Origin of the sequence: Bacillus cereus group sp. BfR-BA-01382 (assembly GCF_022663475.1) — a bacterium.
GTDB classification, from domain to species: Bacteria; Bacillota; Bacilli; order Bacillales; family Bacillaceae_G; genus Bacillus_A; species Bacillus_A thuringiensis_S.
The window spans coordinates 69,999-91,168 of sequence record NZ_JAKUFQ010000001.1 but is presented as its reverse complement, the minus strand read 5'-3'; the positions used below and the strand labels follow the sequence as shown (position 1 = coordinate 91,168).

Here is a 21,170-nt window from a genome sequence, read left to right as displayed (position 1 = left end):
GACTATTTCAAGTTTAATCCCTTCTTATATAACATTGGCTTTTTCTTTTTCGCCTTTTTCCCTGTTAATAAAGAACCTACTAGTAAGAAAGTCGGAATTGATGACAAACCTCCAATTAATAACCAATCTCTTGCTTGTATCGGCATTGTGCTAAAGATCGGTTGTAACGGTGGATAATATATAACCACTAGCATGAGTAGTAACGAAATGATAACCGCCCCTACTAAATACACGTTCCCAAATGGATTGCGGTGAAAGACAGAATGCTCACTACGACAATCAAATACATGAATAAGCTGAGCAAGTACCAACGTCGCGAACGCTACAGTTTGTGCATATTTCAGTTCATTTGGATGTTGGTTATACGCAATAATAAACGCTACTAACGTCACTGCCCCAATTAAAAACCCTCGACTTATTATTTTCCACGCAAGCCCTCTAGCGAATACCCCTTCTTTCGGGTGGCGCGGCGTTCTCTTCATCACATCTCCTTCAGCCTTATCCAAACCTAATGCCATCGCTGGTAAACCATCAGTAACTAAGTTCACCCATAAAATTTGAATAGGAACCATCGGCAGTGGTAATGCAAGTAACATCGCAAATAACATGACTAAAATTTCTCCAACGTTTGACGCCAATAAGTAGCGAATAAACTTACGTATGTTCTCGTATATATTTCTTCCTTCTTTAATTGCTGATTTAATTGTAGCAAAATTATCGTCTAGTAAAACAAGTGAAGAGGCCTCTTTCGCAACATCTGTCCCTGTAATTCCCATCGCTATCCCAATATCCGCTGTTTTTATAGCTGGAGCATCGTTCACTCCATCGCCTGTCATGGCTACTATATGTCCTTGATTTTGCAGTGCCTTAACAATTTTTAATTTATGCTCAGGTGATACACGAGCGAATACATACGTATCTTCTACAACATTTTCTAATTCCTCCACATCCATATTCGCGAGTTCTACGCCTTCAACAACGCGTCCATCTGGTGGCAAAACTCCTAATTGTTCAGCAATCGCCATTGCTGTCACTTTATGATCACCTGTAATCATTACCGTTCGAATACCAGCTTCTTTACACTCTTTTACCGCCTGCGCCACTTCTGGCCTTGGCGGGTCAATCATACCTTGTATCCCAACCAACATAAAATCTTTTTCAACGTCTCTTTCATGTTCAATAGAATCCGTGACTTTTAAAGGTTTAAACGCAACTGCAATTGTTCGAAGCGCTTGACTACCTAAGCTATGAATAGCCGCCTGTACTTCTCTTCTATATAACTCACTTAACGGCTGCTGCTTATCCCCCCATAAAATCGTTTGACTCATTTGCAAAAGAACGTCCGGTGCTCCCTTCGTAACAATAAACTTCTTCCCCTCTCGATCTCGTACAATAACACTCATCATTTTTCGAGTTGAATCAAATGGAAATTCACGAATAATTTCAAATTTCCCTTTCAATGCCTCACGTGTAATCCCAGCTTTCATTGCTGCAGCTACAAGCGCTCCCTCTGTTGGATCTCCATCTAATACGTACGCCTTTTTCTTTTGAATAATATTTGCATTGTTACATAGTGAACCAAATGTAAGTAGCTGATAAAGTGCTTTTGTCTTAGCTGGATTCACTTCTATTTCACCTTTCATAAAAGAGCCATTAGGTTCATATCCTTGCCCTGTCACTTTCCACAATTCTCCGCCTGACCACATATGTGTTACCATCATTTTGTTTTGCGTCATTGTCCCCGTTTTATCAGAACATATAACGGAAGCACAACCTAACGTTTCTACGGCTGGTAACTTTCGTACAATTGCTCTCTTTTTTATCATACGCTGTACACCAAGTGATAAAGCTACTGTAACAATTGCTGGCAACCCTTCTGGAATAGCCGCAACAGCTAGCGATACGCCAGCTAAAAACATATGATATACTTCATTCCCTTGATACACACCAGCCAATACAACGAGCGCTGTCAAAATAAGAGCTACAATAATTAATATTTTTCCGAGCTGTTCTAACCTTCTTTGCAGTGGTGTTTCCATTTGCTCTGCATTTTGTAACATATTTGCAATTTGACCCATCGCTGTATTCATACCAGTTGCTACAACGACACCTGTTCCAGATCCTCGCGTAATCATTGTCCCCATAAAAGCCATATTTTTTTGATCACCAATTGCAACCTCTTGCCCTTGCAATGCTTCTACCTTCTTTTGCACAGGTACGGACTCCCCTGTCAAAGCAGACTCTTCAATATATAAACTTGATGCCTCAACAAGACGCACATCAGCCCCAATACGATCACCACTGGAAAACTTAATAATATCACCTAAAACAAGTGCTTTAGATGGTGCTTTTACCCACTTTCCATTCCGCATTACAGTAACTTGTGGAGCAGCTAGTTCCTTTAAAGCTTCCAATGATTTTTCAGCTTTTCTTTCTTGAAAAAAGCCGAGAATACCATTGATAATAACAATGGCAACAATAGCAATAGAATCAATGTATTCACCTAAAAACGCAGAAACAATTGTTGCTCCAAACAAAACGAGTACCATGAAATCTTTAAATTGCGCTAAAAATACCATTAGTGCAGAAGGCCTTTTTGCTTCTTCTAATTCATTTGTACCAAATTTCTTAATTCGCCCTTCTGCTTCTTTCTCCGTAAGTCCAACCTTTACATTCGTATTCGTTCTTTCTTCCACTTCATGTGCTCGCATTCCATACCAGTTCATCCTGCCATCGACCTCCTGATTCCAGACATACTCTATTGAAAGCTTATTCAGCCTCGTCCAAAAAAATGCTATAATTAACTTTTAGTTAGAAAGGAGTGTTCATTAATGGCATTCGATGGATTATTTACAAGAGCGATTACACATGAAATTGAAAATTCTCTTTACACGGGAAGAATTTCCAAAATATACCAACCTTCAAAATACGAGATTTTATTACATATTCGAGCGAATGGAAAGAACCAAAAACTAATTCTTTCATCTCATCCTACATATGCGCGTATGCACTTAACGAATCAAAACTACGATTCGCCAGCAATACCGCCAATGTTTTGTATGCTTCTTCGTAAACATTTAGAAGGTGGATTTATTGAAAAAATTGAACAAATCGACTTAGAACGGATTATCCAAATTACAGTTCGCAGTCGTAATGAAATCGGAGACGAATCATTAAAAACATTAGTAATTGAAATAATGGGAAGACATAGCAACATTATCTTATTAGATACGAAAACAAACGTGATTTTAGATAGCTTAAAACACGTTTCATTAGCCGTAAACCGTCACCGAACTGTATATGCTGGTGCTGAGTACGTCGCGCCACCAGCCCAACATAAAATCAATCCTCTGCAAATTGAAACCGCAGATGATTTTATTAGACCGCTAGACTTTCTATCTGGAAATATGGATAAACAACTCGTCGGGGCTTTCATGGGAATATCCCCATTATTTGCAAAAGAAGTAGTAAAGAAAGCCGGTATGGTAAATGAGAAAGCATTATCAGAAGCATTTTTCTCTATACAAACACCATTACTATCTCATGCATATACACCAGCAATGATTACTGCAAATGGAAAAGAATTCTTTTATCTTTTCCCTCTTACACACTTGCAAGGAGAAGAAAAAACATTCTCATCAGTGAGCGAATTGTTAGATCGTTTCTTCTTTGGCAAAGCAGAACGTGATCGTGTAAAACAACAAGCTCATGATTTAGAACGCTTTATGCAAAACGAAAAAAATAAAAACGAGAAAAAACTCATTAAACTCGAAAAAACACTGCAAGATGCCGGAAAGGCAGATAAATATCAACTATTTGGAGAACTACTTACAGCCAATATGTACGCTTTGAAAAAAGGGGATAAAGATATTGAAGTCGTTAACTATTACGACGAAAATAGCGGAACTGTAAAAATTACATTAGATCCTTTAAAAACACCATCTGACAATGCGCAACGCTATTTCCAAAAGTACCAAAAAGCGAAAAATTCAGTTGTTATTGTAGAAGAACAAATCGAAAAAACAAATGAAGAAATTCTTTATTTTGATAGCTTACTTCAACAAATGGAAGCTGCTTCTTCAAAAGATATTGAAGAAATTCGTGAAGAATTAGCTGAAGAAGGTTATGTGCGCAATCGCAAAAAGAAAAACACAAAGAAAAAACCTACTAAACCAGTATTAGATAAATATTTAGCAAGTGATGGTACAGAGATTTTCGTTGGTAAAAACAATAAACAAAATGATTATTTAACAACGAAGTTTGCCCGCCGTGATGAAATTTGGTTACATACGAAAGACATACCTGGCTCTCACGTTGTCATTCGTTCTTTAGAGCCTGCTGAAGAAACTTTACTAGAAGCTGCCAAAATTGCTGCGTATTACAGTAAAGCGAAAGAGTCTAGCTCTGTACCTGTTGATTTCACCAAAATACGCCATGTCAAAAAACCGAGTGGTGCAAAACTTGGTTTTGTTACGTACGACAATCAGCAAACCGTATATGTAACACCAGATGCTGATATTGTAATGAAATTAAAAGCGTAAATAAAAAATGCGTTGCTTATAAGCAACGCATTTTTTATTTATTTTCAATTTAGTTGCTATATCCATTCAATATTGTCAAAAAAATTGACAGTGTCATTTTACATTTGTATAAATTTTTTAAAGCATGTAAATAAAGTACAAGTGTAACTCCAATCAATATTTTTTCATCCCCCTGCTATTTATTGAAGCAATCTGAATTTTATAAACAAACCGTCTCCCACAAATGGCGGGCTATTTTCTTATCTCCCTTAAAATATATGTTTTCCCTACTATCCTTTCTTCAAATATACATTTTGGCACACTATTTGCTTTATTAAATACTGTGAATAGGGGGAATTAACATGACTTTAAAAATTAATAAAATCCAAAATCAACTACAAAACTATGAAATTGACGGGTTACTCATTACCAAAAAAGAAAATCGCCAATATGCAACAGGCTTTACAGGTAGTGCTGGCGTCGTCTTAATCTCTGCGGATAAAGCTGTTTTTATAACTGATTTTCGCTATGTAGATCAAGCGAAATCACAAATAAAAGATGCTGAAATTATTATGCATACAGGAAATTTAGAAAAAGAAATTGCAAATCAAGTATCAAAATTAAACATTCAAAAACTCGGAATTGAAGAGAACAACATGACATTGCAACAATATAAAAACTTACAAAAATGCGTACATGTGGAAATGGTTCAAGTGTGCGAAATCATCGAAAATATTCGTATTATTAAAGACATGCCGGAAATAGAAACAATGAAAATCGCAGCTAATATTGCTGACGAAGCATTTCACCACATCATTACGTTTCTAAAACCAGGAATAAGTGAAAATGATGTACGAGATGAGTTGGAATTTTTCATGCGAAAAAAAGGGGCTACATCCTCTTCATTCCAAATCATTGTAGCTTCTGGCGTTCGTTCTTCACTTCCTCATGGAGTTGCATCAAATAAAATAATCGAGCGAGGCGACATCGTTACATTAGATTTCGGTGCACTTTACGATGGATATTGTTCCGATATAACTCGTACTGTAGCAATCGGAGAATCATCAGAAGAATTCAAAAAGATATACAATGTTGTACGAGAAGCGTTAAAACGTGGAACTAAAGCAATTAAGCCTGGAGAAACTGCGAAAAGTATCGATGATATAACGAGGGATTACATTACAGAACATGGATACGGTCAATACTTTGGACACTCTACTGGTCATGGTCTTGGGTTAGAAATACATGAACCTCTTCGCCTATCCCAAGAAAGTCAGGCTACTTTAGAAGAAGGTATGGTTGTTACAGTTGAACCTGGTATTTACATACCAAACTGGGGCGGTTGTAGAATTGAAGATGATATTGTCATCACAAAAGACGGATATGAAGTTATTACAAAATCAAATCGGGAACTAATTGTGATTCCTTGTTAAAATCATGAACTTTTTAAAAGGAGTTTTTCTCTGCACATAGAATTCTTTCTCTGGAGTCATCGTTTAAAGAGGGGGAATTTTAATTGAATTTTGTAATTGATAAATTGGAGGGTTTACATGTAGAATTTTCAAAGCTTGTTTCCATGATGAATTACGCTCGCTATACAACAATGCAAGCAGTGGAAAGTTTAACAATTGAAGAACTTGATTATTTATATGATAAGGAAGCAAATTCAATTGGCATGTTATTGTATCATATGGCTGCTATTGAATTTTACTACCAGATTCATACTTTTGAAGACCGTGAACCAACGGAGGCTGAATTAGAACGCTGGTTACCTGGCATTGAATTAGGCGATCTTGGACGTGAGAAAATAAAAGGAAACGCTATAGAATTTTACATAAATACATTACAAGAAGTACGTTCCAAAACAATCGAGACTTTTCAATCGTTACCTGATGAATGGTTATTTAAAACGACAGACTTTTGGTATGACAAACCAGCAAATAACTATTTTAAGTGGTTTCACGTTTTTGAAGATGAAATCAATCATCGTGGACAAATTCGTTTAATTAAAAAGATGCAAAAAGCTCATGCAGTAAAATGAGGAAATGCCACCGAATAAGGTGGTATTTTCTTTTATTCATTAACGAATAGCTTTTCGTTTATTATTTTAGTGACTACCACTACCAACATTAAAATGCATATTAAATATAGCATTTTCGCAATAAACAACCACCCTTGAAACATTACAATTCCATCTATTATCTCATTTCCTTTCCATAACAAAAACGGAATTGTGCTGATTATAATGACAAATTCGATGCTGAAAACCATTTTCTTTTTTCGACTATATGCTTTCCATTCATTCCAGCGATACATAGGTGCAAAAATCAATACTCCTATACATAATATAACTGGTACCCATTCACTTTTTAAAAATTGCCCTGAAATAACTGATAATAGTAAACAAACGAGCACACCATAATATCCTATTTTTTCTCTCATTCTTACTACCTCCATTCTATCCTCTCTTTAATATGTAACTCCATATTCTTATCGTGAACCTAAGAAAAATAACAACTACAATTACAATATAAAGACCTTTTGCAGAAGACATCCATTCTTGAAAAATAGACATTTTCTCCATCTGTTTCTGTCCTTCTATTAAAATAAACCCTATGAAAAATGAGCAAACAACAATGATACCTATCATAATTCCAATGCTTTTCTTACTATGTTGTTTCATGTCATCCCATCGGTATAACAGTATAAAAACAAACCCAAAAAGAGGGGTGATACTTATCCATTCATTGTTTGTAAATAGATTTAAAATGATTAATAGACTACAAGATATAATGAATCCCCAAAACCCGATTTTTTTTGCGCATAAGCCCTCCTTAAATTCCATTTTTAGGATTAATTGTATTGTAACATCCATTTCCACTTCTTACCATTACAGTACATGAAATTTCACTTTTTTTCCTATACTCACATACTTTTACTGCTTTCATACAATAAACTACACGAATGCCTAAAGGATGTGAATGTTATGGGAGTTGAATTAACGCTGTTGCATGCTCTCTATATTCTTTGTTTACTCACTATTATTACTTTTTTTATTCTCCGGAAAGATACGACGATTATTTGTATCGTTTTTATCTTTTTATTAGCATTAACCGCTACAAGTTCTATCCCTCTTGCCGTTAGCGGTATTTTTCAAAGTTTCATTTACGCTATTACTGAACTTTTACCAACTATATTAATCATCTCTATTATCGTATCAATGAGCAATCTACTCGTTCATACTGGCATAAATGATACGATGATTTCACCATTTACAAAGATGATTCGTACCCCTACCCTCGCCTACTGGATTATCGGCCTTTTAATGATGACAATTTCTTTCTTTTTTTGGCCTTCTCCAGCTGTCGCCTTAATGGGAGCTATTTTATTCCCCGTCGCTGTACGCGTCGGTCTTCCTCCAATTGGGGTTGCCATTGCTATGAACTTATTCGGACACGGCATCGCCTTATCTGGCGACTTCGTTATTCAAGGAGCACCGAAATTAACTGCAGACGCGGCTGGTCTTCCTGTTTCCAGCGTCGTTTCTGCCAGTGTTCCCCTCGTTATCGTGATGGGCGTTGTTACAACTTCTGTCGCTTTTTTCTTCTTACGAAAAGAATTTGATACAGGATTATCCTTGCAAAACTCCCCTGCATCAACGGAACCATCTAAAACTACTATTTTATTATCTCCTCGCATAAAGAAATGGCTCGCTATATGTATCCCTATCGTATATATCATCGATATCCTTTGCATGATTCAATTTAAACTACAGGGAAGCGATGCAACAGCACTTATCGGCGGAACGACTGTTATTATGATTATCATCATTTCCCTCATCGCCTACAAAGGTAATGGACTAAATAAAACAACCGATTATTTTATAGAAGGGCTCCAATTTGGATTTAAAATCTTTGGTCCAGTTATTCCAATTGCTGCACTCTTTTATTTAGGAGATAGCGGTTTTGTGAAAATTATCGGAGACTATTTACCGAAAGGTTCACATGGAATCATTAACGACTTAGGGATTGCCTTATCTCAAACTGTTCCTTTAAATCAATACGTATCGGCGGGAACATTAACTATCGTTGGTGTCATAACAGGATTAGATGGATCTGGCTTTTCTGGTATATCACTTGCTGGTTCAATTGCCAATCTTTTCGGAACAGCACTTGGGCATGGAACAGCTACATTAACAGCACTCGGGCAAATTGCTGCCATATGGACCGGAGGCGGGACTTTAATTCCTTGGGCGCTTATTCCTGCCGCTGCCATTTGTAAAGTGGATCCATTTGAACTCGCACGCCGAAACTTTTTACCAGTTGTGATTGGCTTAATTGTCACCACGATCGTTGCGATGTTTATTCTATAGTGTAAGCAAGTTTTCTCTTGCTTACGCTTTTTATTATGAAATCCAGTGACTTTCTAAAGGGATTAACTACATGTTAGCGAAGTTATATTAAGAGAATATTTATTTAAAAAACGTTTACGAGGTACAGATTACTTCCATTAGAAAAGGGGACATAACTATGAATGAATTGATTTTCGTCTTATTAATTTGTCCATTACTTATCTTTATCGTTTCTGTTATTGGAACACGCAAGACGAAAACGTATTACGTAATGCCGATTGTAACGTTTGCTAGTTTTTTAATAATAGGTGTTATCGCCTTCACTCCAAAATTCTTCTTTTGGGTTGGCATGTACAGCATCTTCTCATTTATTGTTTCTTATATGACTCTATTGTTTGTAAGAGGATATGAGCTTGCAGAAAGCGCTAAGTAGTTTTTAGTAGAAAGATTATAATATGAATTTTCTTTAATATCGATAGGACTTTACTTGAATTTTTAACAATGATAAAAAAGACGACTGCGTTCCCCCGCAGTCGTCTTTTTTATGTTACGCTGTGATCCAAGCTTCGTCAGCTGGATTTTTACGCCACTCTTGTAATTTTTTCGTTTCAGCTTGTCCGATCATACCTTTTTCTGCTGCAACTTCAGTTAATGCACTGTAATCACTTAAAGAATATGATGCTACGTTAGCTGCTTCTAATTTTTCTTTTCCTGACTCTAGCTCATATGTGAAGATTGATACGATTCCTAATACTTCACAGCCAGCTTCGCGAAGTGCTTCTACACACGTAATTGCACTACCACCAGTTGAAATTAAGTCTTCTACTACTACTACTTTTTGACCTTTTTCAGCTTTTCCTTCAATTTGGTTCCCTTTACCGTGACCTTTTGCTTTACTACGTACGTAGCACATTGGTAAATCCATACGATCGCTTACCCATGCAGCGTGCGCAATACCAGCAGTTGCTGTTCCTGCAATAACTTCTACAGTTGGGAAGTGCTCTTTAATTAACTCTTCTAATCCAGCTGCAATCGCTTGACGTACTTTTGGATAAGATAAAGTTAAACGGTTATCACAATAAATTGGTGATTTCATACCTGAAGACCAAGTGAATGGATCATTCGGTTGTAAAAATACTGCTCCAATTTCTAATAAATGCGATGCGATTTCTTTTTTCATACTGTTACACCTTCCCACTGTTGTTTTACTGTTTTATACGCTTCAAGCGGATTTTCTGCTTTCGTAATACTGCGTCCAACTACAATGTAGCTTGAGCCAAGTTCCCTCGCACGTTTCGGTGTTGCTACGCGCACTTGGTCATTAACATCATCACTTGCAAGACGAATCCCCGGTGTTACTGTTACAAATTCATTTCCGCATACTTCACGTAATTTTGGAACTTCAAGTGTTGAACAAACAACGCCATCAAGTCCACTGTCTTTCATTAATTTTGCATAATGAGCAACCGCTTCTTCTAACGTTTTCTCAATGCCAATCTCTTTTTTCATCATAGCTTCCGAAGTGCTTGTTAGTTGTGTAACTGCAATACAAATCGGTCTCTCTTTTCCTTCTTGCTTACCTTCCTCTAATCCCTCAATCGCAGCTTTCATCATGCTACTTCCCCCAGCAGCATGAACATTTACCATATCAACATCTAGACTAGCTAGGCTACGCATAGCGCTTTTTACTGTATTCGGAATATCATGAAGTTTTAAATCTAGGAAAATCTTATGTCCTTTTTCTTTTAAGTACGTAATAATTGCAGGGCCTTCTTTGTAAAATAACTCCATACCTACTTTGACAAATAACTCTTCCCCTTCAAAGTGGTGTAAGAATTGTTCTACTTCTTGTTTCCCTGGAAAATCTAGTGCAACGATTAACGACTGTGACATGTTTGCTTCCAGCTCCTTCCTTGACATTCCGAAATATGATCAAATCCTAATTCATCTAGTAATGCTGGTAACTCTTCAATAATTGTCGGACATACGAACGGATCGATAAAGTTCGCTGTACCTACTGCAACTGCGCTTGCGCCAGCGTAGAAGAATTCAATTACATCTTCCGCTGTTTCAATACCGCCCATTCCGATAATTGGAATGTTAACCGCTTGGCTTACTTCATGTACCATGCGAATTGCTACTGGCTTAATCGCAGGACCTGATAATCCGCCTGTACGGTTTGCTAAAATTGGTTTAGCTGTTTTTAAATCTAGACGCATACCAAGCAATGTATTAATCATCGTTAAACCATCTGCACCTGCATTTTCAATCGCTTTTGCAATTTCCACTATGTTTGCCACGTTCGGTGACAATTTCACGTATACAGGTACTTCAGAAACCTCTTTTACTCGCTTCGTTAAATCAGCAGCAATTTCAGGATTTGTACCAAAGGCGATACCACCTGTTTTTACGTTTGGACAAGAAATATTTAATTCTAGTGCATGGACATTAGGCGCTTTAGAAATTTCCTTCGCAACCGCTACGTAATCCTCAGCCTGTGAGCCTGCAACGTTCGCAATAATTGGAAGGTCAAATTGTTCTAACCATGGTAATTCCGAATTCATTACTTTGTCTAATCCCGGGTTTTGAAGTCCGATTGCATTTAACATGCCGCCTGGTGTTTCAGCAACACGAGGCGTTGGATTTCCATAACGTGGTTGTTCTGTCGTCGCTTTAATCATGATTGATCCTAGTACACTTAAATCGTAAAACTGTGCATATTCACGACCAAATCCAAAGCATCCAGATGCCGGTATAATTGGATTTTTTAATGATAATCCTGGTAATTCAACTTGCAATCTGTTCATAGTACAACCTCCCCGATTGGAAATACTGGTCCGTCGCTACACACCTTCTTGTAAGAATGTCCACTTGGATCTTCTTGTAAGTGGCATACACATGCGAAACAAGCTCCAATACCACAGCCCATACGCTCTTCTAATGAAATATATGCTTTTTTCTCTTTGTAACGTCCTTCTAATGCACGAAGCATCGCTAACGGGCCACATGAATAAAGAATGTCAAAGTCGATTCCGTAATTATCAATTACATCTGTGACAAATCCTTTTGTACCGTGTGTACCGTCTACTGTCGCAACGTACGTATCACCAAGTTCTGCAAATTTTTCTTCATAGAAAACAACATCTTTCGTTTGAAAACCTAAGATGTGAATCACGCGTACACCCTTTGCAACGAGGCGCTGTGATAATTCATAAAGTGGTGGTACACCAATTCCCCCGCCTACTAGTAAAGCTGTTTGACCAGCTTCTGCTTCTTCTACAGGAAAACCGTGTCCTAATGGTCCTAGTACATCTATCATTTCACCTTGTTTTCTAGTTGCTAATGTTTTTGTCCCTTGTCCTTCGGCACGATATAGCATTGTAAATTCGTTCTTCTCTTGATCTACATTACAAATACTAATTGGGCGGCGCAGAAGGGGCGCAATGCCCTCTGCTACCTTAATGTGTACAAACTGCCCTGGTTCGTTCATTTGCTGTACTAACGTTCCTTGAAGCACTAATTCGTAAATGTTTTTTGCGATTTCTTTTTGGTTAACGACAATCATATTTTGCTTTTGCATCATGCATGTACCACCTCGTGACGCTTTGTTTGCGTAATTTCTTTCATTGAATGAGCTGAGAATGTCATAGATTCCAATACTCGTAAGATTGCTCTCGTTGTATCAAGTGATGTTAAGCAAGCCACACCATTTTCTACTGATTCACGGCGAATGCGGAAACCATCACGCGCTGGTTGTTTGCCTTTTGTTAATGTATTGATTACAAACTGTGCTTTTCCTTGACGGATAATATCAAGTAAGTTATAGTCTTCAGAATCAATTTTGTTTACCACTTGCACTGGAATATTTTGCTCTGCTAACGATTGTGCTGTTCCAGCTGTTGCTAATAAGTTATAACCGATTTCGTGGAAACGTTTTGCAATTTCCATTGCCTCTTCTTTATCTTTATCCGCTACTGTGATGATTACTGATCCGTGCGTTGGGATGTTAATTCCAGAAGCAACTAATCCTTTATATAATGCTTTTTCAAGCGTTAAGTCTTTACCCATTACTTCCCCTGTTGACTTCATTTCAGGTCCTAATGTTGTATCAACTGAGCGTAGTTTCGCAAACGAGAATACCGGCGCTTTTACATATACTTCTTTCTCTTCTGGGTGATAACCAGTTCCGTATCCTTGCTCTACTAAGTCTTGACCTAAAATAACTTTCGTTGCAACATTCGCCATCGGTACGCCCGTAATTTTACTTAAGAACGGTACTGTACGACTCGCACGTGGGTTTACTTCAATTACGTACACTTGATCTTTGAATACTACGAACTGGATATTTAGTAATCCAACAATGTTTAAACCTTTTCCAAGTGCAATTGTATGTTCAATGATTTGTTCTTTTAGTTTTTCAGATAAGCTTTGTGGTGGGTATACTCCAATTGAGTCACCAGAGTGAACTCCAGCGCGTTCAATATGTTCCATAATACCTGGAATGAATACATTCTCACCGTCTGAAATTGCATCTACTTCAATTTCTTTACCAACCATGTAACGGTCAATTAATACCGGATGCTCTGCATGAACTTTAACTGCATTTTTCATGTAGTGCAGTAATTCTTCTTGACGATATACGATTTCCATCGCACGTCCACCTAGTACGTAAGACGGTCTTACTAATACTGGATATCCAATTTCTTCAGCGATTGCTACTGCTTGTTCTACAGTTGTTGCTGTTTTACCAACTGGTTGCGGGATACCAAGCTGTGTTAGAGCTGCTTCAAACTTATCACGATCTTCTGCGCGGTCTAAATCTTCAAGTGATGTTCCTAAAATTTTCACACCGTGTTCTTCTAATTTCGCCGCTAAATTAATTGCCGTTTGTCCACCGAACTGAACGATAACACCTTCTGGCTTTTCTAAATCGATAATGTGCATTACATCTTCGATTGTTAATGGTTCAAAATATAATTTGTCAGAAATACTGAAGTCTGTTGAAACTGTTTCTGGATTGTTATTAACAATGATTGCCTCATATCCAGCTTCTTTAATTGCCCATACAGAGTGAACAGTTGCGTAGTCAAACTCAACACCTTGACCGATACGGATTGGACCAGATCCTAGAACTACTACACTCTTACGATCTGTTCTAACCGATTCATTCTCGTCACCATATGTGCTGTAGTAGTATGGTGTTGCAGATTCAAACTCTGCCGCACAAGTATCTACCATTTTATAAACAGGAGTTATATTGCTTTCTTTACGCATATCGTAAATTTCACGCTCTGTTTTATTCCAAGCTGCTGCAACGTAGTGATCGCTGAAGCCCATTTCTTTCGCAGTTTGTAGTACTTCCATATTTCCTACATTCGCTTTTACTTCACGTTCCATATTTACGATGTTTTCAACTTTTTGTAAGAAGAAGAAGTCCATTTCACACCATTCGTTGATTTCTTCTTTCGTTACACCTTGACGAATTGCTTCTGCTACAATAAACAGTCGCTCATCATCAGCTTTTATAATGCGTTTTTTCATTGTTTCTTTATCAAGTTCTTTTAAATGCTCTAACTCTAAGTGATAAACGCCAAGTTCTAAAGAACGAACCGCTTTTAATAATGATTGCTCTAAGTTACGTCCGATTGACATAACTTCACCAGTTGCCTTCATTTGTGTACCCAGTGTTCTGTTTGCTGATTCAAACTTATCAAATGGCCAGCGCGGAATTTTTGAAACGACATAGTCTAATGCTGGCTCGAAGCAAGCGTATGTTTTTTGCGTTACTGGGTTTATAATTTCATCTAATGTTAGACCGACTGCAATTTTTGCCGCTAGCTTCGCAATTGGATATCCAGTTGCTTTAGATGCTAGTGCAGATGAACGACTTACACGCGGGTTTACTTCGATTACATAGTATTGGAAGCTATGTGGATCAAGTGCAAGCTGAACGTTACATCCACCTTCAATTCCTAATGCACGAATAATTCGTAATGAAGTGTTTCGTAACATTTGATATTCACGGTCACTTAATGTTTGGCTCGGTGCTACTACGATAGAATCACCTGTGTGAACTCCAACTGGATCGATATTTTCCATATTACATACTACAATCGCGTTATCATTTGAATCACGCATTACTTCATATTCAATTTCCTTACAACCAGCAATGCTCTTTTCTAATAAACATTGTGTTACTGGACTATGTTTTAATCCACCTGATACGATTTCAATTAGTTCTTCTTCATTACTACAGATTCCGCCACCTGTTCCCCCCATTGTAAATGCTGGGCGAACAATAACTGGATATCCAATTTCTTTTACAAATTCATGTGCTTCTTCTAGCGTATGAATGATGGTACTAGATGGAATTGGTTCATTTAATTCCTGCATTAATGTACGGAATAAATCACGATCCTCCGCTTGCTCAATTGCTGATAATTTCGTTCCTAAAATTTCAACTCCACACTCTTCAAGTATGCCTGATTTCGCAAGTTCAACAGCCATGTTTAAACCTGTTTGACCACCTAATGTTGGTAAGATTGCATCTGGACGTTCTTTACGAATGATACGGCTTACGAATTCTAGTGTTAATGGTTCTATATATACTTTATCTGCTGTTGCAGTATCTGTCATAATTGTTGCTGGGTTAGAGTTAACAAGGATTACTTTGTAACCTTCTTCTCTAAGAGATTGACAAGCTTGTGTACCAGAGTAGTCAAACTCTGCTGCTTGCCCAATTACAATTGGTCCTGATCCGATTACTAAAATTGTGTTAATGTCTAGGCGTTTTGGCATAACTCTTCCCCTTCTTTCTTGAAGTTTTCAATCATTTCTAAGAAATCTTCGAATAAATCATTTGCATCTTCTGGTCCTGCTGAAGCTTCTGGATGGTATTGCACTGTAAATGCTGGGAACTTCGTATGACGAAGACCTTCTACTGTTCCATCATTTAAAGCGACATGTGTAATTTCAAGTTCTGTATTTTTAACTGATTCTTCTTCTACTGCGTAACCATGATTTTGAGATGTAATTGCTACTTTTCCAGTTGCAAGATGTTTTACTGGATGGTTTAAACCACGGTGACCGAATTTTAACTTACTTGTATTCGCACCAGATGCTAGAGCGAATAGTTGATGTCCTAAGCAAATTCCGAATAAAGGAACTTTACCGATAATGTCTTTTAACATTTCAATTGCTTCTGGTACATCTTTCGGATCTCCAGGTCCGTTACTTAACATAATTCCATCTGGGCTAAGGCGTAAAATTTCTTCTGCTGTTGTATTGTAAGGTACTACAATTACATCACAGTCACGTTTGTTTAATTCTCGTAAAATACCATGTTTCATTCCGAAGTCTACAAGTACAACTCGGTGTCCACGGCCTGGGCTTGGGTATGGATCTTTCGTTGATACGCGTTTCACGTGATCTGTAAATACTGTCGCTTTTAATTGGCTCACGATGTATTCTACATCTGCATCCATGTTACATAGACGTCCACGTAATGTACCGTATTGACGAATTTTTCTCGTTAATTTTCTTGTATCAATTCCTGCTAACCCTGGGATATTTCTTTCTTTTAAGTAATCATTTAACGAAATTTCATTACGGAAGTTTGATGGGTGATCACAAATTTCGTTTACGATTAAGCCATTTACAGATGGGTGAATCGATTCAAAATCGTCACGGTTAATGCCGTAGTTTCCGATTAATGGGTACGTGAATGTTACGATTTGACCGCAATATGATGGATCAGATAATGTTTCTTGATATCCAGTCATTCCTGTTGTAAATACAACCTCACCTGACTTTTCAATTTCGCCTCCGAAACCTTTTCCAATTAATACTGTTCCATCTTCTAAGATAAGTTGTCTTTTCATACTAATGCACTCTCCTTTTGCCATGCGATCTTACCACCAACGATTGTCATTACCGGCCATCCTTGGCATTTCCAACCTGCGAATGGTGTATTTTTTCCTTTTGATAAGAATGTTGTTGGGTCAATCTCTTCTTCTTGTTCTAAATCAATGATTGTAATATCAGCTGTTCTACCTTCTTTCAGGCGACCTGCTTCTAAGCCGAATGTATCAGCTGGCTTTTCTGTTAAGAATTGAATTAACTGCTCTAATGTAATAATTCCTTTTTTCACAAGGTTTGTGTATAGAAGTGGGAATGCTGTTTCAAAACCAGTAATTCCGAATGGCGCTCTTTCAATTCCTTGTGCTTTCTCTTCCGCTGTATGCGGTGCATGGTCAGTTGCGATCATATCGATCGTTCCATCTAGTAATCCTTCAATTAATGCTGCATGGTCTTCTTTTCCACGAAGCGGTGGGTTCATTTTAAAGTTAGGATCAACTGATGGGATATCATCTTCACATAACACTAGGTGATGTGGTGTTACTTCTGCTGTTACTTTAATTCCAGCTCGTTTCGCATCACGGATTACACGTACAGAACCTTTTGTACTTACGTGACATACGTGATAGTGACAATCTGCTGCTTCAGCAAGCAGTATATCCCTTGCAATATGTACAGATTCACATACTGATGGGATACCGTTTAATCCGTGTTTCTCAGAAAACTTCCCTTCATGTACACAACCTTTATTAATAAGCGTATTCTCTTCACAGTGCGCAACTACTGCCATATTTAATTTCGCTGCACGTTTCATAGCCGCTAACATCATGCTAGCATCTTGTACGCCTACGCCGTCATCTGTGAAAGCAAATGCTCCAAGTTCTTTTAATGTTTCGAAATCTGTCATTTCAGAACCAGCTTGACGTACTGTAATTGCTCCGTATGGTAGTACGTTGACATGCGCTTTTTCTTTAATACGTTTTTGCAGGTCTTCCATATGTTCTCTGCAATCTGGTACTGGGCGTGTATTTGGCATTGAGCAAATTGTAGTGAATCCACCTTTTGCCGCTGCTAGTGTACCTGTTTCAATTGTTTCTTTATGTTCACCACCTGGTTCACGAAGATGTACGTGTACATCTACTAATCCAGGTGCGATTAAATTTCCGTTCACTTCGATTACTTCAGCATTATCTGCCGTAATATTTTCTGCTACCTTAGCGATTTTACCGTCTTGTACGAGAAGATCTGTTGCTACGATTTTTCCTTCTTCATTCATATAACGACCATTTTTAAACAAGTAATTCATGTTTCATTCCTCCTAATACATTTGGTAAGGCGCGTTTTAGTACAGCCATTCTTACGTAAACTCCATTTTCCATTTGTTTAAATATGCGTGAACGCTCACACTCAACAAGTTCACTTGCAACTTCAACATCACGGTTTACAGGAGCTGGATGCATAATAATGCTTCCTTCTTTCATACGCTTTTCTCTTTCCACTGTTAATCCGTGTCTCTCATGATACTCTTTCATAATGTCTGTTTCATAATGATCATGACGCTCATGTTGTACACGAAGTAACATCATTACATCCACTTCTGGAACAAGTTCATCCAATGGTTTGTATGTTCCAAATGTGCTGTCTTCATCTTTCCACTCTTCTGGACTTGCAAAGTAAATTGTTGCACCCAGTTTCGTTAATGCTTCTGCATTAGAACGTGCTACTCGGCTATGACGAACATCTCCTACTATCGCAATCTTTAATCCTTCAAATCTTCCAAACTCTTGTTTAATTGTAAGAAGATCGAGTAGGCACTGCGTTGGGTGGTTTCCACATCCATCTCCAGCGTTTAAGATTGGGATATTTACCTGATCTTTTAGTTCATCGAAGTAGCGATCTTGCTCATGGCGGACGATCACCGCTTTTGTTCCGATTGATTCTAGTGTTCTTATCGTATCGTATAGAGTTTCTCCTTTTTGTACGCTAGATGCATCCGCTGAAAAGTTTAAAACATCTAGTCCTAATCTCTTCTCAGCAACTTCAAAGCTAAATCTCGTTCTCGTACTATTCTCAAAGAACAAGTTCGCAACAAAAGTTTGCTCTGTCGTTTTGCTCTCTTTTCCATTCGCGAAATCTTCTGCGTCTTTTAGGATTTCTGAAATTTCTACTTCCGATAATTCACTCATCGTTAACAAATGGCTCATCGTCATCCCTCATCTTTCTGATTTTTATGTTACCACTTTTGTATTTTTATAACAACATTTGTATAAAAATACCCTAGTCATGTAAGACTAGGGTGCAAGGAAGAAGCCACCCTTTTCTGTCTCACAGGACTGAATTAAAAGGTTATTATTATGAAGCAATCTGCTTAGGTTGTTTTATTTGTTTCGTTTCCGGTAGTAGTAGATTTAACAGTACACCTACAATTGCTGCTAGTGCCATTCCTTCTACTTGGAACGATTCTCCTACGTGAAGTACCGCTCCACCAATACCGATTACTAGTATTACTGATGCAATCATTAAGTTTCGTTTGTCACTTAAATCTGTTTTATCATCTACCATCATGCGTAATCCGCTTGATGCAATTACACCGAATAGTAAGATTGATACCCCACCCATAACTGGTGTTGGGATCGAATGAATCAGCGCAGAAATCTTACCGATAAATCCGAACATGATTGCGAATACTGCTGAACCGATGAATAAGTATACACTGTATGCTCTCGTAATTGCTAGCACACCGATGTTTTCACCATACGTTGTATTCGGTGGCCCGCCGATTAGTGATGCGATTAATGTTGCTACTCCGTCACCGAAGATCGAACGGTGTAAACCTGGTTTTTCAATTAAATCTCTTTTAATAACATTTCCAAGTACAATTTGATGTCCGATATGTTCTGATATTGTTACTAGTGCAACTGGTACCATCAAGAGTACAATCTTCCATGAAAACTCTGGTGTGTATGTGACAAATGGTACTGTGAAATCTGGTACAACAAACCATTTTGCCTCAGCTACCGGCTTTAAGTCTACTAGCCCTTGGAAGTAAGCGAAGATATATCCGCCGATAATGCCAAGTAACACTGGTATGATACTGAAAAATCCTCTTCCGAATATCGAGCATATAATTGTAATTGCTAATGTTACTAATGCTACTGAAAAGTGTATAAAGCTATATTTGCCATCCGCACCGTTCATCGCCATATTAACTGCTGTATGTGCTAACGCTAAACCGATTACCATTACTACCGGTCCAACTACGATTGGCGGAAGTAATTTCATAATCCACTCTGATCCTGATTTCTTAATTCCGAGTGAGATTAAGATGTACACAAGCCCTGCTAGCAAACCACCAAGCATTGCTGCTCCCGGTCCACCTGCCGTTTTCGCTGTTATAATCGGTGCGATAAAGGCGAATGATGATCCTAGATAGGCAGGTACTTGACCTTTCGTTATAAGAAGAAACGCTAACGTTCCTAATCCACTTGATATTAATGCTACTGATGGATTCAATCCTGTTAAAAACGGAACAAGCACTGTTGATCCAAACATCGCGAACAAATGTTGTATACTCAAAAATAACCATTTTCCCGGTTTCGGTACTTCATTAACGTCTAACACTGGCTTTTGTTCCATTGTTACATCCTCCTTCAGTTTAAATCTTTGCAATAAAAAAACTCTTTGTGCCTGTGCACAAAGAGTCCTACACTTTCGTATGCCAAATTTGACATATGAAAGCCAAGACCCTTTGGCAGCCTCACAGGACTACATTTAAAAGGGCTTTACTTATCGTATATGCTTACTCGATCTTGTTGATCTGTCTCTTGCAAATCAACTTCGATACGCTCTTCACTTGATGTTGGGATGTTCTTTCCTACATAATCAGCGCGAATTGGTAGTTCACGATGACCTCTATCAACAAGAACCGCCAGTTGGATTTGAGATGGTCTACCTAAATCCATAAGAGCATCCATTGCTGCTCGAACTGTTCTTCCTGTATATAACACGTCATCCACAAGGATAACTTTTTTCTTCGTAATATCTACAGGGATATCAGAACCTTTTACAAGTGGTTCTTTATTTTTGGATTGCAGTGTTAAATCATCACGATATAACGTAATGTCTAACTCTCCAACTTCCATTTCTTTTCCTTCAATTTGACCAATTCGTTCTGCCAAACGTTGTGCAATAAAAATTCCACGAGTTTTAATTCCGACAAGAACACAATTATCGACACCTTTATTTCGTTCCACGATTTCATGACTAATTCGTGTTAAAGCACGGCGAATCATTTGGTCATCTAAAACGACAGCTTTCTCTTGCATGCTCTACACCTCCAAGCTTTTTTTCTTGCGTGAGAGTAATGGTATAAAAAAAGTCCTCTCAGCGTGTGCGAGAGGACTTTTGAAAAAAGGGTACAACATACCCTAAGTATTTCAAAC

18 protein-coding genes are annotated in these 21,170 nt (G+C 37.9%); 5 read left to right on the top strand and 13 right to left on the bottom strand.

Annotation, left to right across the window (positions count from 1 at the left end; all coding sequences use genetic code 11):
* Positions 1–2 precede the first annotated feature (2 nt).
* Positions 3–2,726 carry a calcium-translocating P-type ATPase, SERCA-type gene (locus MR160_RS00455; protein WP_001104763.1) on the bottom strand — a complete coding sequence of 908 codons (2,724 nt, stop codon included), beginning with the start codon at positions 2,724–2,726 and terminating at the stop codon, positions 3–5.
* 105 nt (positions 2,727–2,831) lie between these two features.
* On the opposite strand from MR160_RS00455, the gene MR160_RS00450 reads away from it, so the two are divergent.
* The 3 genes from MR160_RS00450 (at position 2,832) to MR160_RS00440 (ending at position 6,561) form a co-directional block, all read left to right on the top strand.
* A complete protein-coding gene (locus MR160_RS00450) occupies positions 2,832–4,541 on the top strand; it encodes an Rqc2 family fibronectin-binding protein (protein ID WP_000863281.1) in 1,710 nt (569 codons plus the stop codon).
* A 341-nt stretch (positions 4,542–4,882) separates the two neighbouring features.
* On the top strand, positions 4,883–5,953 hold the full coding sequence (locus MR160_RS00445) for a M24 family metallopeptidase (protein ID WP_000172798.1): 1,071 nt from the start codon (positions 4,883–4,885) through the stop codon (positions 5,951–5,953).
* Positions 5,954–6,036: 83 nt separating this feature from the next.
* Positions 6,037–6,561, top strand: a complete 525-nt coding sequence (locus MR160_RS00440; protein WP_001012056.1) for a DinB family protein — start codon at positions 6,037–6,039, stop codon at positions 6,559–6,561.
* A gap of 32 nt (positions 6,562–6,593) precedes the next feature.
* Here the strand turns inward: MR160_RS00440 and MR160_RS00435 are convergent, their stop codons facing one another.
* Together MR160_RS00435 and MR160_RS00430 are read right to left on the bottom strand one after the other, a co-directional pair.
* Positions 6,594–6,962 carry a YoqO family protein gene (locus tag MR160_RS00435; protein WP_001208267.1) on the bottom strand — a complete coding sequence of 123 codons (369 nt, stop codon included), beginning with the start codon at positions 6,960–6,962 and terminating at the stop codon, positions 6,594–6,596.
* A 16-nt stretch (positions 6,963–6,978) separates the two neighbouring features.
* A complete protein-coding gene (locus MR160_RS00430) occupies positions 6,979–7,365 on the bottom strand; it encodes a YoqO family protein (RefSeq protein WP_044782956.1) in 387 nt (128 codons plus the stop codon).
* Positions 7,366–7,506: 141 nt separating this feature from the next.
* Here MR160_RS00430 and MR160_RS00425 point away from each other — a divergent pair, with 141 nt between their 5' ends.
* On the top strand, positions 7,507–8,892 hold the full coding sequence (locus tag MR160_RS00425; RefSeq protein ID WP_000537891.1) for a membrane protein: 1,386 nt from the start codon (positions 7,507–7,509) through the stop codon (positions 8,890–8,892).
* 157 nt (positions 8,893–9,049) lie between these two features.
* Positions 9,050–9,304 (top strand): YbeF family protein, encoded by a 255-nt coding sequence (locus MR160_RS00420; RefSeq protein WP_001003933.1) that lies wholly within the window; start codon positions 9,050–9,052, stop codon positions 9,302–9,304.
* Positions 9,305–9,418: 114 nt separating this feature from the next.
* On the opposite strand, the gene pyrE is transcribed toward MR160_RS00420, so the two are convergent.
* The 10 genes from pyrE to pyrR form a co-directional block, all read right to left on the bottom strand.
* Positions 9,419–10,051 carry an orotate phosphoribosyltransferase gene (gene pyrE, locus MR160_RS00415; protein ID WP_000711454.1) on the bottom strand — a complete coding sequence of 211 codons (633 nt, stop codon included), beginning with the start codon at positions 10,049–10,051 and terminating at the stop codon, positions 9,419–9,421.
* On the bottom strand, positions 10,048–10,764 hold the full coding sequence (gene pyrF / locus MR160_RS00410; protein WP_242297024.1) for an orotidine-5'-phosphate decarboxylase: 717 nt from the start codon (positions 10,762–10,764) through the stop codon (positions 10,048–10,050). The genes pyrE and pyrF overlap by 4 nt, the downstream gene beginning before the upstream one ends.
* Positions 10,749–11,678 (bottom strand): dihydroorotate oxidase B catalytic subunit, encoded by a 930-nt coding sequence (gene pyrD / locus MR160_RS00405; RefSeq protein WP_001081049.1) that lies wholly within the window; start codon positions 11,676–11,678, stop codon positions 10,749–10,751. The genes pyrF and pyrD overlap by 16 nt, the downstream gene beginning before the upstream one ends.
* A complete protein-coding gene (gene pyrK / locus MR160_RS00400) occupies positions 11,675–12,454 on the bottom strand; it encodes a dihydroorotate oxidase B electron transfer subunit (protein WP_000983354.1) in 780 nt (259 codons plus the stop codon). The genes pyrD and pyrK overlap by 4 nt, the downstream gene beginning before the upstream one ends.
* A complete protein-coding gene (gene carB, locus MR160_RS00395; RefSeq protein WP_001126139.1) occupies positions 12,451–15,669 on the bottom strand; it encodes a carbamoyl-phosphate synthase large subunit in 3,219 nt (1,072 codons plus the stop codon). The genes pyrK and carB overlap by 4 nt, the downstream gene beginning before the upstream one ends.
* Entirely contained in the window at positions 15,654–16,751 is a 1,098-nt protein-coding gene (locus MR160_RS00390) for a carbamoyl phosphate synthase small subunit (protein ID WP_000828669.1), read from the bottom strand. Before MR160_RS00390 ends, carB begins: the two co-directional genes overlap by 16 nt.
* A complete protein-coding gene (gene pyrC / locus MR160_RS00385) occupies positions 16,748–18,034 on the bottom strand; it encodes a dihydroorotase (protein WP_001108387.1) in 1,287 nt (428 codons plus the stop codon). Before pyrC ends, MR160_RS00390 begins: the two co-directional genes overlap by 4 nt.
* Positions 18,018–18,932 (bottom strand): aspartate carbamoyltransferase, encoded by a 915-nt coding sequence (gene pyrB, locus MR160_RS00380; protein ID WP_000018846.1) that lies wholly within the window; start codon positions 18,930–18,932, stop codon positions 18,018–18,020. The genes pyrC and pyrB overlap by 17 nt, the downstream gene beginning before the upstream one ends.
* Before the next feature lie 148 nt (positions 18,933–19,080).
* Complete coding sequence (gene uraA, locus MR160_RS00375; RefSeq protein WP_000435925.1) at positions 19,081–20,364, bottom strand: uracil permease; 1,284 nt, start codon at positions 20,362–20,364, stop codon at positions 19,081–19,083.
* 146 nt (positions 20,365–20,510) lie between these two features.
* Positions 20,511–21,053 carry a bifunctional pyrimidine operon transcriptional regulator/uracil phosphoribosyltransferase gene (gene pyrR / locus MR160_RS00370; protein WP_001156491.1) on the bottom strand — a complete coding sequence of 181 codons (543 nt, stop codon included), beginning with the start codon at positions 21,051–21,053 and terminating at the stop codon, positions 20,511–20,513.
* Positions 21,054–21,170 lie beyond the last annotated feature (117 nt).